This window comes from Pseudoprevotella muciniphila (assembly GCF_003265305.2).
Lineage (GTDB): Bacteria > Bacteroidota > Bacteroidia > Bacteroidales > Bacteroidaceae > Alloprevotella > Alloprevotella muciniphila.
The window spans coordinates 958,682-973,551 of record NZ_CP033459.1; the positions used below are offsets into that span (position 1 = coordinate 958,682).

General features: G+C 51.2%; 8 protein-coding genes. 5 read left to right on the forward strand and 3 right to left on the reverse strand.

Features of this window, described 5'->3' with window-relative positions:
• The first annotated feature begins 3 nt into the window (after nt 1-3).
• Nucleotides 4-1,566 carry an endonuclease/exonuclease/phosphatase family protein gene (locus C7Y71_RS04015; RefSeq protein ID WP_111898435.1) on the forward strand — a complete coding sequence of 521 codons (1,563 nt, stop codon included), beginning with the start codon at nt 4-6 and terminating at the stop codon, nt 1,564-1,566.
• A gap of 554 nt (nt 1,567-2,120) precedes the next feature.
• Here the strand turns inward: C7Y71_RS04015 and C7Y71_RS04020 are convergent.
• Together C7Y71_RS04020 and C7Y71_RS04025 are read right to left on the reverse strand one after the other, a co-directional pair.
• Complete coding sequence (locus C7Y71_RS04020) at nt 2,121-2,783, reverse strand: transposase (RefSeq protein WP_146739415.1); 663 nt, start codon at nt 2,781-2,783, stop codon at nt 2,121-2,123.
• An 11-nt stretch (nt 2,784-2,794) separates the two neighbouring features.
• Nucleotides 2,795-3,409: a hypothetical protein gene (locus tag C7Y71_RS04025; RefSeq protein ID WP_146739416.1), complete on the reverse strand. Its 615-nt coding sequence runs from the start codon at nt 3,407-3,409 to the stop codon at nt 2,795-2,797.
• Between the two features lie 143 nt (nt 3,410-3,552).
• On the opposite strand from C7Y71_RS04025, the gene pepT reads away from it, so the two are divergent.
• The 3 genes from pepT (at nt 3,553) to C7Y71_RS04040 (ending at nt 8,844) form a co-directional block, all read left to right on the forward strand.
• A complete protein-coding gene (gene pepT / locus C7Y71_RS04030) occupies nt 3,553-4,785 on the forward strand; it encodes a peptidase T (RefSeq protein ID WP_111898438.1) in 1,233 nt (410 codons plus the stop codon).
• 25 nt (nt 4,786-4,810) lie between these two features.
• Nucleotides 4,811-6,076, forward strand: a complete 1,266-nt coding sequence (locus C7Y71_RS04035) for a M64 family metallopeptidase (protein ID WP_111898439.1) — start codon at nt 4,811-4,813, stop codon at nt 6,074-6,076.
• A 512-nt stretch (nt 6,077-6,588) separates the two neighbouring features.
• Nucleotides 6,589-8,844 carry a cation:proton antiporter gene (locus C7Y71_RS04040; RefSeq protein ID WP_111898441.1) on the forward strand — a complete coding sequence of 752 codons (2,256 nt, stop codon included), beginning with the start codon at nt 6,589-6,591 and terminating at the stop codon, nt 8,842-8,844.
• Between the two features lie 3 nt (nt 8,845-8,847).
• Here the strand turns inward: C7Y71_RS04040 and C7Y71_RS04045 are convergent, their stop codons facing one another.
• Nucleotides 8,848-9,969 (reverse strand): ATP-binding protein, encoded by a 1,122-nt coding sequence (locus C7Y71_RS04045; protein WP_111898514.1) that lies wholly within the window; start codon nt 9,967-9,969, stop codon nt 8,848-8,850.
• An 828-nt stretch (nt 9,970-10,797) separates the two neighbouring features.
• On the opposite strand from C7Y71_RS04045, the gene C7Y71_RS04050 reads away from it, so the two are divergent.
• On the forward strand, nt 10,798-14,541 hold the full coding sequence (locus tag C7Y71_RS04050) for an endo-beta-N-acetylglucosaminidase (protein WP_111898515.1): 3,744 nt from the start codon (nt 10,798-10,800) through the stop codon (nt 14,539-14,541).
• Nucleotides 14,542-14,870 lie beyond the last annotated feature (329 nt).

Genomic DNA, 14,870 nt, shown 5'->3' on the forward strand with positions numbered 1-14,870 from the left:
ATTATGAAAAAAGCATTTACATTTATCCTGTTGTTTGCCTTGATGACAACCGGCAGTTCCTTTGCAGGAGATGTCATCACCATCTGCGGTCAGAACGTACAGAATTTCTTTTACTCGACCGACCGTACAAGGACACAGGGCAACTATGTAACCATCAGCAACTACAGCACCATTGCAGGCCGTCAGGCAAAGGCAAATGCCATTATCAAAGCGCTGTCTCCCTACAAGGCAGACATCTACGCCTTCAACGAGGTTGAGGCAATGGCGGAGGGTGCCGATGCTGAAGCCCTGGATATTCTGGCAACAATGATGAGCGATGCTACCGGTTTTACATATAAAGTAGTGAAAGACGGCATGACTTACGACTTGTCGGAGGATGAAACAGGCACCATCAAATCGGGCTTCATCTATCGTGCAGATAAGGTTGAGCCTGTAGGCGAAAGTGTTTCAACAGCATACGGCTACACCCTCACATATCCATTTTTGATGCGTCTGCAAACTTTCAGGTCCATTTCATCAGGAGAACAGTTTTCTCTGAGCATGAATCATTTCAAGGCAAGTACGAGCGGCGACATGACAGCAGACATGGAGAAGCGCGAGCAAAATTCAATAGCCCTTCTGAAAGGTCTGAACCAAGTTGCTGACCCCGACATTTTACTGATGGGCGACCTGAACAGCGAAATGGACGAACAATGTCTGAGAAATTTAGTTGATGCAGGTTTTGAGGAGCAGATTCTTAAACGCGACAAGACTGCATTTTCCTACTACTACAATCACGGAGAACTGATAGACCACGTCTTTGCCAACAGCACAATGGCGGCTCAGATTACAGATGCCAGGATATTGTATATTGCCAATCCCCATTCCACAGGCAGCCGCTACAAAGCCTATTCTGACCACGACCCCTATCTGGTAACGCTAAACCTGGAGGCGCAACCTGCTGCTGAATACAAATACACCAAGGTTACGGAAATTTCTGCAGGAGCCCCCTATCTGATAGCGGCACCCATCAAAGGTCTGAACGTTCCCAAACCCGTTGCCATCAACAAGACCTATGAATACCAATATACGAACACCGTGACGGAGGAAAACGGCACCATCAGGATGAGCGACCCGAAATCTGCCGTCATCTTTGAGGATGCGGGAGACGGCAATTACTATATCAAAGATTATTACGGCCGCTATTATTACAGCAACTATTTCACGAGTTCCGGCAGTTACGGCCATAACACGAACGTCGGCATAAAGTCGTCCGCCCACACGTTCAGCATCAACAAGGAAGGCAACAACTTCAAGATAACCAACAACACTTCCGGTTATTACCTGATAGGACTAACTTTTAACGGTTCACCGGAGTTTGCATGGTATAACTATGCTTCACTCAATTCAACACAGCATCTTCCCCTGTTGTATGAGTATTCATCTGCCACTGTCCCCACAGACATTTCAATTCCGGAAAGAGAGACGCCAACTAACTCCCCCCGCAAGATATTGCAGCACGGGCGCATCATCATCGTACGCCAGGACGGACGGCGCTACAGTCTGCAAGGCATAGAATTGAAGTAATAGCGTGTAGCCCCACTGTGAACATGAATATAAGTGCTGAAGGCGCTGTTTCATAGAGCGCGAGTCCTTCGGAATGTATGGGCATTTATTGGTGTCCGGTAAAAGTTTTATGGACATAGTCATAAGCCTTTCTGTTTGGGTGTTTTATGGGTGGTGTAATCTATGGGGGCTTACGCTTTGACTTTGTTGCGTCCGTTTTAGTGCTCTGAATTAGGCTGAAAGCCTTACTGCTCATAGCCCAAGGCAACGCCTTGGGTATATGGACGTATGAGTATTTGCGTCCTGAAAGGACAAAAGCCATATTATTAAATAAATGCTAATCTCGTTTCTGCTTTTGCACTTACAGTGCGCCATTGCCATTGACCTTATCCCCCAGGGCGTTGCCCTGGGCTATGGGCTTTACGGACTTTCAGCCCGTTTTAGCGGACAACAATAAGTTTACCGGACAGCAATAATGGGCATTATACCATAAAACAGGGGTTCCGCTCCATGAACTGCGTTCATTCGGCTTCACCCCTGCCTGTTGTCTGGCGCACTTTCGGTGCTTCGCGCGCTTATTTCATCATTTTCCTGAGTCGTTCGTTGAGGCGTGCTTTTTGTCGTTTCAGTTTTTCCACCTTTTCTTTCAGCCGCTCTATTTCGGTGTCCCAAAGACTGGCAGCCTTGCTGGAGTCGTCGTGGTCGGCGGCACCGAGGAGAGTTGTCGCGTCAAGGGCCTTGAGCGCACCGATAGTTTCGCTTGCTACCGGGAAATCCACCTTTCTTGCCCTTTCGCCGCTGGTGGAGTCTTCGGCGGCTATGAGCAGCCAAGCCTCTTCGGTGAACGACCGGCAGTATTCGAAGAAAGCGTGGAGCAAAGGATGCTCGTCTGTGCGGAAGTCGGAGATACTGTGCTGTGCGGGGTTGACACCGCGGAGCATGTACATCAGTTCCACGTTTCGCTTCACCTCCGTGGCGAGCGCGTGCGAACTGGCGATGCCGTTGAGCCAACCATAGACCCATATCTTCAGCAGTGCGGCAAATGGTATGGCAGGTCGCCCGCGGTGGCTGTTCCCTTTCGAATAGAGTGCCTCCACGTCGGGCGACATGGCAAACCTGTCGATGATGACATCGATGACGCGCGCCTTGTTGTCGCGGTCGAGCAGTCCTTCAAAGTTCACCGACTGCAACAACACACCGCTAACAGGCTGCAAATCCTGTAAGTCTGTCAGATTCAATGCGTTCTTGCCTACTTGCTGAATTTACGTCCGTTCCAGCGGAGCGTCTTTTCTTTCGTTCCGCTTTCGTACCAAATCTTCTGAACGATGTTTTTGCCTGCGCGTGGCAGACTGTAACTCACCAATGCACCGTCGTCTGTGCCGTAGACTTCTTTGAATCCGGGTGCGTCGCAATACTTCATCGTTTTCGTGGCATTGTCGTAGCGATAGAAGGTAAGTCCGTCGAACTGCCCGGGGCTGTATTTGCCATTTCTGAAGTACCTCACGTTGTAGGCGAAGAGTTTGTGGCGTCCGTCGGATTCGTTCCAGTAGCACATCTCCACCAGAAGCATGTCATTATCGTCATAACTCTCGAGGGAAATAAAACCGTTAGCCTTATCCACGGTGAGTTTTTCGGTTGCTTCCAGACGCTCCCCTTTGAGGTGCTGCATCCACACGCTCTTCATGTAACTGCGCGATTCATCGAGGACATCTTCGTTTTCGTCGTAAACGTAGGCTTTAAGGTAGGCTGTGGCGAAGTCGCTGATGGTGGGCTTCGCGCCCTGATAATTCACCTTGATGCTGTTCTGAGCCACCAATGCGGAGGCGATAAAAGCAAAAACGGATACTAAAAAAATTCTTTTCATGGTAATTTTGGTATTAATTTTCGGCAAATATAGGCATTTTTTTCTTCATACACATAAAAAGACAGAATAACTACGAAAAGTTTTAGTTGAAAAAGATTATATTTGCAGGGAAAACTAAAAATATCTAAAACATCTCAATAACAATGAAAACCATCACAGAGAGATTTCTTCACTACACCACCTTCGACACGCAGTCTGCCGAAGACCGGAACCAGACACCGAGTACCGACAAACAACTCATCTTCGCACGCTATCTGAAGGGCGAACTCGAGGCAGAGGGTCTGGAGGACGTGGAAATGGACGCTGAGGGCTATATCTATGCCACTCTGCCAGCCAACACCGACGCCCCCATTCCAACCATAGGCTTCATCAGCCACTACGACACGTCTCCCGACTGCTCCGGTGCCAACATCCGTCCGCGCATCGTGGAGAACTACGACGGCAGCGACATCGTGCTGGATGCTGAGGCCGGCATCGTAACCGACGTCAAGACCTTCCCCGAACTGCTCGCCCATGTGGGTGAAGACATCATCGTAACCGACGGCCACACGCTGCTCGGCGCCGACGACAAAGCCGGCATAGCCGAAATCGTGCAGGCGATGGTATGGCTCAGGCAGCATCCCGAAGTGAAGCACGGGAAAATCCGCGTAGGCTTCAATCCTGATGAGGAGATAGGTCTTGGCGCACAGAAATTCGATGTAGAGAAATTCGGCTGCGAATGGGCATACACCATGGACGGCGGTGAAGTGGGCGAACTGGAATACGAATGCTTCAATGCTGCCGCAGCGAAGTACGACATCAAGGGCGTGAGCGTGCACACAGGCTATGCCAAGGGCAAGATGATTAACGCCGCACGCATAGCCGCCGAACTCGTCAGCATGATTCCCGAGACCGACCTGCCCGAAACCACTGAAGGCTACGAAGGCTTCTACCACCTGCTCTCATCGTCAGGCTCGTGCGAACAGGCATCGCTCACCTTCATCATCCGCGACCACGACCGCGAGAAGTTCCAGGAGCGCAAGGCTTTCATGGAGCAACTTGCCGACCGCCTCAACGCAAAATACGGCGAGGGTGTGGTCAGCGTGTCGTTGCGCGACCAGTACTTCAACATGCGCGAAAAGGTGGAACCCGTGCGCCACGTGGTTGACATCGCCCTGAAAGCCATCGAGAACGTAGGCGTAACACCCCTCGTGCGTGCCATACGCGGCGGCACCGACGGCGCACAACTCAGTTTCCGCGGACTCCCCTGCCCCAACATCTTCGCCGGCGGTCTCAACTTCCACGGTCCCCACGAATTCCTGCCCATACCGAGCCTCGAAAAGGCGATGAAGGTGGTCATCGAAATCTGCAAACTCACCGCCGAACGCGGAAAATAGGCAACCTGACAAATCATAGACTGAAATGAAGATACGACTCATCCTTGCGGCACTTTTGCTGCCCCTTACGGCTTTTGCTACGGTGGACTTCGACTATTGGTTCGCCGATGCCACCCTGCGCCTCGACTATATCTTCGCAGGCAGCAACACCAAACAGGAAATATCGCTCTCCGAGATGTCGACCACCGAAGGCTGGGCAGGGCGCCGCGTCAACATGGATGCCCTCCTCCTCGAGGGCAACGGACAGATTACTGTGACAGACCACCAAACGGACAAGGTGCTCTATCGAAACTCGTTTTCCACCCTCTTTCAGGAGTGGCAGCACACGGAAGAGGCGGTAAAGGTGCGCCGCGCATTCGAGAACACACTACTCGTGCCTATGCCTATAAAACCTGTGGACATAACGATAACCCTCGTTGACAACCACCGCAAGATAACAGCGCAGATGACCCATCTCGTAAATCCCAAAGACAAGAACATCCGCAAAGGAAAAGTGCGCTATCCCGACTATGTGCGCCAGATTTTCAGTAATGGCGAACCGAGCGAGAAAATAGACATCGTCTTTGTGGCAGAAGGCTACACGAAGGAACAGATGGGGCAGTTCTTCAAGGATGTGGAAACAGCCCGACGCTCACTCTTCAGCCACGCGCCGTTCGACCAGTATGAGAACCGCTTCAACGCCATAGCCGTTGCCATACCTTCGGAAAAGACCGACGTGAGTGTGCCGCAAGACGGACAGTGGCACGACACCCCGTGCAAGAGCCACTTCAACACACTCTACAGCGCACGCTACCTCATGACAGAGCGCGTGTTCCAACTGCACGACCTCCTCGAAGGCCTGCCCTACGAGCACATCATCATCCTTGCCAACACGCACACCTACGGCGGTGGCGGCATCTACAACATGTATATGCTCACCACTGCGCGCCACTATGAGTTCCGCCCTGTCGTGGTGCACGAGTTCGGACACAGTTTTGCAGGTCTGGCAGACGAATACTTCTACGACGACATGTACGAGACCTATTATCCCGCCGACACTGAACCATGGGAGCCCAACCTGACGACCCTCGTCAACTTCGACGCCAAATGGCGCAACATGGTGAAGGACGTTTCCAAGCGCGACACGGGCGATGTGGGCATATACGAAGGCGGTGGCTACCAGTCGAAAGGTGTCTATCGCGGTTCGTACGACTGCCGCATGAAGACCAATTCCTACCCCGTGTTCTGCCCCGTGTGTCAGGACGCCATCAAGCGTGTCATAGAGTACAACACCGTGGAGCAGACGCAATAACAAACAGCAATATTCAACTTTCTGAAGTTTACGAAGTTGAAGAAATAGAAGAAGTTAACGCTTCGCTCGAAGTTAACGAAGTTATCGAAGTTAACGACGATAGTGTTGAACAGATAAATAACAAAAGAAGAAGAAGAAGAAAAGAGAATTCGGAGTTAACGAAGTTAATGAAGTTAGCGGAGTTAACGACGATACTTTGGAACGATAAATAACAAAAGAAGAAGAAAAAGAAGAAAAGAGAATTCGGAGTTAACGAAGTTAATGAAGTTAGCGGAGTTAACGACGATACTTTGGAACGATAAATAACAAAAGAAGAAGAAAAGAGATAGAAAAAAGAAAACATCAGCATTAGTATCGTCGCTAACTTCGAGCGAAGCGATAACTCCGTTAACTTCGTTAACTTCAAAGAGAAAAGAGGTAACGTCGTTAACTTCGAGCGAAGCGATAACTTCAATAACTTCGTTAACTTCAATACCTATCAATAATTAACAACAGCCCCCCCCGACAGAACCATGCCGTCACTCATCACCGACCTCGCCCTCATCCTCATCGTAGCAGGTATAGTAACCATCCTGTTCAAGCGCCTCAAACAGCCCCTCGTATTAGGCTATATCGTGGCGGGCTTCCTCGTGGGTCCCAACATGACTTATATGCCCACCATCACGGACGCTGCAACAGTGAAGGTATGGTCCGACATCGGTGTTATCTTCCTCATGTTCTCGCTCGGGCTGGAGTTCTCGTTCAAGAAAATCCTGAAGATGGGATCTGCCCCCATCATTGCCGCCACATCGGTGATGCTCTGCATGTTCGGTGTGGGTAATGCCGTGGGCAGGCTCTTCGGTTGGGCAGAGATGGACGCCATGTTCCTCGGCGGTATGCTTGCCATGTCGTCCACCACCATCATCTACAAGGCGCTCGACGACCTCGGCATGCGGAGCAAGAAATTTGCCGGCGAAGTGCTCAGCGTGCTCATACTTGAGGACATTCTGGGCATCCTCCTCATGGTGTTGCTGTCTGCCATGGCAGTGAGCCGTGAGTTTCAGGGTGGCGAACTCGTAGCGAGTATGCTGAAACTCGCTTTCTTCCTCATCCTGTGGTTCATCGTGGGCATTTTCATCGTGCCCCTCGTGCTGAAACGCGCACAGAAATGGATTACCAACGAGATGCTCCTCATCGTGAGCATAGGGCTCTGCTTCCTCATGGTGGTGCTTGCCGATCAGGCGGGCTACAGCGAAGCATTCGGGGCGTTCATGATGGGTAGCATACTCGCAGAGACCATCGAAGCCGAGAAAATAGAGAAAGTCGTTACCCCCCTCAAGGACCTCTTCGGCGCCATCTTCTTCGTGTCGGTGGGCATGATGGTAGAACCGGCGGTGCTGGTGGAATACTGGTTGCCCATACTCTGCCTCGTGATAGCCGTCGTGGTGGGACAAGCCATATTCGGCACGACGAGTTTCCTCATCAGCGGGCAGTCGCTGAAAATATCCATGCAGTGCGGCTTCTCGTTAGCACAGATTGGTGAATTTGCCTTTATCATCGCCTCGCTCGGCGTGAGCCTTGGCGTGACGGGCAAATTCCTCTATCCGGTGGTCGTGGCGGTGAGTATCATCACCACGTTCTTCACGCCGTATATGATTAAGGCAGCCGAACCCGCATACGGTTTCCTCGAGCGCGTGCTGCCCGACAAGGTCATCTCCCGCTTCAGCGAAAGGGATTCAAGGAAAACGGGCGGTCAGGCGGGCGACGGAACAGAAGGAAACGTGCGGAGCCATTGGCGCGCACACCTTATCAATGTGGCAGTGCAGGTGGCGATTTATGCCGTGCTGTGCTTTGCAGCCATAGGAATCGGCTTGAATGCCCTCCTCCCCATCTGCCGCAACACGTTCACCCACTGGCCCGGCAATGCTATCTGCGGGCTGACCATATTCTTCGTCGTGGCACCCTTCCTGCGCGCCATCGTCATGCGAAGCACGAAGACACCGCACACACGCTTCATACACCGGCAGAAAGGCATACACCCCTGGCTGCTACTGCTGCTGTTCATAGCGAGGAGCGCCCTGGCAGTCTATTTCATCTACTACATCATCAACTACCTCTCGCCATACGCGTCGTGGCTGCATGTGCTGATTGCCATAGCGCTACTTGTGGGCATCGTCATTTCCCGTCGTGTGAAACTCATGAGCATACGCCTCGAAAGGACCTTCATCAACAACCTGCGCATGCGCGACTTCAAGAGTGCACAGGCGCGTCCGGCATACGCACGCCGACTCTACGCGCACGATGTCTATACGGTGGTGATGGAGGTGCCGCAGAATTCCAAATGGGCAGGCAAGACGCTTCGCGACCTTAACTTCAGTCGCGTGGACGGTGTGATGATAGCCGCCATCGTGCGTGGCAACACGAAGCAGAATGTGCCCGATGCCGACGCCATGATTTTCCCCGGCGACCGCCTCACCGTCATCAGCGACGACAGCGGCATACAGCGCTTCAAGGAACGCCTCGAAGCGGAAGTAACGGAACAAGACACCATATTCAGCAACGAACAGATGATCTACGGCCGTCTCAACATCAAGGACCACCCCGAATTCATAGGAAAGACCGTGGGCGAAAGCGGCATACGCGAGAATTACCAATGCCTCATCGTGGGCTTCCTCACCCCCAACGGCAGCCTCGACATCCCCTTTGCCGGCCGCGTGATGCAACCCACCGACACCATCTGGCTCGTGGGAGAGCCCAAAGACCTCAAGGCGCTTGGGGCGAAGCGGTAGAGGTTACGAGAGGAAATCCCAGAATGTATCTCTTCCGACTGTATTGAAAGAATGGTTGGGATACATTTCGGCAAAGGTCTTAGGAACTTTCGTTTTCTTTCTGTTATTCCACTTGAATTCGAATGCTGTCAACCGACCGTCAGATTCCTCAATCAGGTCGATTTCTTTCTGGTCGTGTGTGCGCCAGAAAAAGAGTTGTGCATAACTTCCACAGTAGGCATTCCGCTTGATGCGCTCACTGATCATCAGATTCTCCCACAGAGCACCCGTATCACTTCGCATCTCTAACGGAGCGAAATTGGAAAGTACTGCATTGCGGATGCCGTTGTCATAAAAATACACCTTCTTCCCTTTCTTGATTTCGTTGCGTACATTTCTGCTGAAAGAGTTGAGGCGGAATACAATAAAGCATTTCTCCAGCAAGTTGATATAATTCTCCACCGTAATCTTGTCTATTCCGATAAGGCTTGACAATTCGTTATACGACACCTCACTACCTATCTGCAGTGCCAAGGCGCGCACTAAGTTTATTATAATCTCAGGTTTCCTGATACCACGGAATGTCAGTAAGTCTTTATACAGATAGTTGTTCGTAAGATTTATCAATGTCTCCCGCGCCACTTCCGGCTCGTTCACCACTTCAGGGTAAAGCCCGTAAATCATCCGGCGTTCCAAAAGCCGCTGTTCATCTAAGCGAGAAGTGGCAGCCGCCAATTCAGGCAGCGAGAATGGGAATAGGTTATAGTTGAGCAAACGCCCGGTGGCGGGTTCGTTGATTTCATCTGCAAGGTCAAAGGACGAAGAACCCGTTACTATAACCTGTGTCTGCAACTTCAAATCTCCTATCATCTTTAGCGTAAGACCTATGTTCTTTACGCGCTGCGCTTCGTCAATGAGGAAGAAATCGTATGGTGAAACCAACTGACGTAATTCTGTTGATGTTCGCCCTTGCAACAGCAGCCTTTCATCCTCGTTGTCACAATTCAGGTTTCTCACATTTTGTTTCCCCGCTGAGAGAGCATCGAGTAAAGTACTCTTGCCTACCTGACGGGGACCAAGCACTACTATCACCTTCTTACGTCGATAGGCATTGGTAAGCCTTTGTTGAAGTAATCTTTCTATCATATCTGTTGCTTCAGGATTTTCGGTAGCAAAATTAGTTAATTTATATCTATTCACCAAATTTATACCAAATTTAGTGATTATAATCCCCAAATTTATGATAAATTTAGTGATTAGGGGGCTTTTTTTGCGATTCCATATTTTCTTTGCACTTTCTAATCTTGTATTATTTTTTTTTATTTTCTGCTGTACGTCGTCATCATTTATTTTGATGACGATATTACGGATATCTTGTTGGTTCATAAAAAAATGGTTTACTTATATCGCAAAGTAAACCAATGTTTATTTTCAAAAAAAAGACAGAATTTCACATTCCCCATCTTCTATGATCTGTTTCTACAAACCAAAGATATATACGTTTTAATACCCCCGGTTTTTTATATATCTTGCGACTTTCTTCCTGTTCCAATATCCTTTGATATTCGCCAGTATAGATGGCAATTATCAAAGAGAAAAGCCAAGCTATAGATGCTAAGACCACAAAAATGATTCCTATGATAACAAGTACGTCTCCCATGCCACAAATATAGCGACAATATTTGAAACAGCAAAATTATTCTTCCAAATTATCAAACAATCCGACAAAAGCATCTCCGACGTTTTTTTCTAATTGCTATAGATTCTATTTCTGCCGCCAACCCCGGACTCTTCCCGCTTCTTCAGGACATTTCAAGGTCTTTCTTGTTTTTTGGGAAAAATTCTTGCATTTATCCAAGGGTTTGTGCTAATTTTGCAGCAGATAGACTTTTGTCTGCAAAACAATGGTGCAAGGGCTCCGCCATGGCTCGCAGGCAAAGAAAACCGAAATTTGAGCCCGACATAGATTTCATTATGAATTTCAAAAAACTACTCCTTTGCGGATTTGCGCTCATGGCTGTTTCCGCCTCTGCGCAGGAACTCAAGGACGGGTACATCAGTTGGGGACCGGGCAGTTCCGATTTCCCCTCGACGCTGAATACCTGGACACCGGGTTCGCAAGTGACGGAAGACGACAATTTCTTCATCTCGCGCGTAAAGCCACGCGAACGCTTCCGCAACCAGAAGACACAGGTGAACACATCGCTCACCGCTGCCAACGACAAGAAACTGCTCGCATGGCTGCCTGTGAACTCCAGCAGCAAGAACGGACTGCCCGACGGCGTGTTCGACTCTGAGGTGTTCACCATGTGGCCCTACGTAACACACTGGGGCAACTGGACGGCACCCGTGGGACGCATACCGGGCGCATTCCTCGACGTGGCACACAAGAACGGTGTGGCCGTTTCGGGTGTGGCAAGCATTCCTTGGGGAAACATCAATACACAGCCGAACTGGATGAATTTCCTCAACACCCTGCCCAACTATACCGAAAAGGCGGCACAGTTCTTCAAGTACTACGGCATCGACGGCATCGGCTACAACTCTGAGTTCACCGGTGGTTACAGCTACATGTCGAAAATCAGGAACTTCCACGCCAACCTCGTGAAGGAAATGCGCAAGGTGAACCCGCTCTTCGAGAACCTCTGGTACGACGGTACGAACGACAACGGAACCATACAGTTCGACAACGGACTCTATACGCACAACGACGACAACTTCGGCAACGGCGACAACGTGCGCACCAGCCTCTTCTTCAACTACAACTGGAACAGCGACGCACTCCTGAGTTCTTCTGCCACATACGCACGCACCATCAACCGCGACCCGCTCGACCTCTATGCAGGCGTGAACATGCAGGGCGGCCAACCTGGCAGCGACAGTTGGCCCGTACTCAAGAACTATCCCATCTCCATCGGACTTTGGGGTGCTCACAGCACCAACATGTTCTGGGAGAGCCGCGGAGAATTGGGCAGTGCGCCTGAACAGAACCAGAGGGCATACATGCTCCGCACGGAAAGTTGGTTCACCGGCGGCACACGCAACCCCGCCAACTGCCCGGAAGTCATCAGCTCGATGAAATATACGGCGTACAACACCAACTTCCACGGCATGTCCACATTCATGTCTGCACGCAGTTCGCTCAAATGGGACCTCAATGAAGAACCGTTCATCAGTTACTTCAATATCGGTAACGGTAAGTTCTTCAACTGGAAAGGCAAGCAGGAGAACGACCGCGAATGGTACAACGTAGGTGTGCAGGACTATCTGCCGACATGGCGCTGGTGGTTCAGCAACGGACTGCTCACCACCTCCGTGCCCTCAAGCGGACTCGATGCTGAATTCGTATGGGACGATGCCTACGTAGGCGGTTCCACGGCACGCATCTACGGCTCCGCAGCCGACGAATACCTCCACCTCTTCAAGACCGACTTCGCACTCCAGACCGGCGACGTCATCACCTTCCGCTACAAGGTGATGAAAGGCAGCGCCGACATCAACCTCGTGCTCACCACTGTCAACAGCGAAAGAGTGGCTGTCGATGAAAGCGCAATGTCGCTCCTCACAACCAGTCAGGATACAGACGAGGACGTATGGGTGGAAAAAACGTTCACTGTCGGTTCAAGCCTCAGCGGAAAGGAACTCGCCCTCGTGGCGCTCCACTTCCAGAACGCAAGCGACCTCAACCTCTACCTCGGAGAATTCTCCATCGTGCGCGGCACGGCAGCCACACCGGCAAAACCAGTCGTTACCAAGACACAGGTGCTCTCCTACACCAGGAAGGGATACGACGGAAAAATCATCTTCGAGATGCCTAACGACAAAGCCACCGGCGAACCTTGCTACAACCTCGATGTGAAGACCAGTTTCTTCAAACTCTGGGCACAGCAGGAAGGCTGCGAACCCGTATTCATGGGTATCACCACTTCATGGGCAGGTATGTACTATTCTGCTCCGCTCAACCTGAAGGCAGCCAGCCACAACATACGCTTCGGTGTGAGCGCCACATCGCTCGACCACAAGAGCGACAGCGAAATCGCATGGGGCGATTACCTCAACCCGGGCACATACGTGTTCAACGATGACGTACAGATTGACAAAACCACCATCAAGCCCAATGAGGAATTCACCATGTCGTTCGTTGACCCTGCTCACGAAGACGCTTCATGGGTACTGCTCGACGCAGCAGGCAACACCGTATTCTCCGCTACGGGCCACACCGTAACCTGCCCGGGTCTGCCCGAAATCGGCAGTTACAACCTCCGTGTGAGAGGTCCGCACTACAACTCTGCCGGCACATCGCGTCTCAACACATCGCGCACATTCGCAAGTTTCGTACAGATCACGAGCGAAGGCGTAGGTGCACTGCCACAAATCTACACACTTACGGGTAACGGCGAAGAAGCCGACATCACCGTGGAGGCAGGCGACGAAGTGGCTATGGCATACACCGGAAGAAAGGCCGATGGTGCCGGTTCGCAGGGTGTCAACATGAACGAACAGCGCTTCGGTGCATCGTGCGCAAACCTCGGCATAGCCAACAAGCAACCGTTCACCGTGGCATTCTGGCTCAAACTCAACAAGGTGCAGGACGGCACACAGTTCTTCTCCGTAGCCAACAAGAACGACGGCTGGCCACTCACCGACTGGGGATGGGTATGGAGCACCATCGGCGGATCGGGCAACCTCGGCTGGATCACCTTCCGTAACAGTATACAAGCCGAAAACCCACCGTCAGTAGTCTATAAGTACGACAACACCAAACTGCCTGTAGGCAACTGGGTACACCTTGCCCTCGCAGTAGATTTCAACAGTTCAGGACAGATGCACTTCGAACTCTACATCAACGGCGAAAAAGAGACACCTTCGGGCGGACGCGTGAACGGTACGGACACCAGCGGCGACCCGGGCTATCAGAACTTCACCTACGTCATCGATGAGTATGACGTGCTCGCCATCGGTGGTACGGCTCACGGACGTGTAGGTATCGACGGTGTGATAGACAACTTCCAGGTATGGAAGAAGGCCATTACCGCCGATGAGGCAAAACTCTCCATGGGCGACCTCAACCCGAGCAGCCTGCCTTCAGGATTAACCTACTTCTGGGACCTCGAAACAGCAGCAGAGGGCACCAAGTTCATGTCGAAGGGCAGCGGTGCCAGCATACCATGCGGTGTGCACACCTACACCGCTTCCGGCGGCGAAGGACAGGGTATCATCACCTGGCAGACACCGGAATACACCTCCGGATGCCCCTTCATCAGCGGTACGGCATTCCCCGTTGAAACCAAACCCGAATGGAAAGCCAAGAAGGCTACTATCGTAGAATCTGAAGGTACCGACCAGGCAGGTAGCGCAAAACTGACGTATGCCAAGGGCGGCGACTACAGCGTAACGCTCACACTCGCCAACTCACTCGGTAGCGACAGCAAGACCTTCAGCGTCATCAAGGTAGATGCCACCGACGCTATCGGCAGTGTGGCTGAAACAGAAATGAAGGCTTACACCGTGGGCGAAGACGTATTCGTTGACTTTGCCGAGACAGGCAACTACGGCGTGGCACTCTACACCATCGACGGCCGCTGCATCGTACAGAAGAGCGTAACAGTAGGCGGCAAGGAGAAAGTACGCATCCACGCACCACAGCAGGGTGTATATATCCTCCGTGTGGAGAAAGACGGGAAAACCGTTCGCAGCGCTAAACTCCTGAGGAAATAACGCTCATTTCCCAAAGCAAACACTTAGAAACATCGGGTCGGTGCCATTTCGCACCGGCCCGATGTGCTTAAGGACATGGCAGGATTTCGGATTTTCCAGAATCTCCGGAATATCCAGGATCTCCGGATTTTCCGGAACTTCCGTAATTTTCGGAAGACGCTGAAAACCCCGACACCCTCCGACCTTGACTTTAAATTTTCAAGAATTTCTTGCAGATTGACTTTTCAACTTTAAATTTGCAAGGATTTCTTGCAGATTTAAAGTTTAAGAAAAGCCTGAAGACTACGCAGGGCGACTTGCTGTCATGGAAAGGCGAATTGTAGCTAAAT

What these genes read in the sequence shown, in the direction of transcription:
- C7Y71_RS04035 (WP_111898439.1), top strand. Translation starts at nt 4,811, where the DNA reads ATGAAGATACGACTCATCCTTGCGGCACTTTTGCTGCCCCTTACGGCT.
- C7Y71_RS04015 (WP_111898435.1), top strand. Translation starts at nt 4, where the DNA reads ATGAAAAAAGCATTTACATTTATCCTGTTGTTTGCCTTGATGACAACC.
- C7Y71_RS04025 (WP_146739416.1), bottom strand. Translation starts at nt 3,409, where the DNA reads ATGAAAAGAATTTTTTTAGTATCCGTTTTTGCTTTTATCGCCTCCGCA.
- C7Y71_RS04050 (WP_111898515.1), top strand. Translation starts at nt 10,798, where the DNA reads ATGAATTTCAAAAAACTACTCCTTTGCGGATTTGCGCTCATGGCTGTT.
- C7Y71_RS04045 (WP_111898514.1), bottom strand. Translation starts at nt 9,969, where the DNA reads ATGATAGAAAGATTACTTCAACAAAGGCTTACCAATGCCTATCGACGT.
- C7Y71_RS04040 (WP_111898441.1), top strand. Translation starts at nt 6,589, where the DNA reads ATGCCGTCACTCATCACCGACCTCGCCCTCATCCTCATCGTAGCAGGT.
- pepT (WP_111898438.1), top strand. Translation starts at nt 3,553, where the DNA reads ATGAAAACCATCACAGAGAGATTTCTTCACTACACCACCTTCGACACG.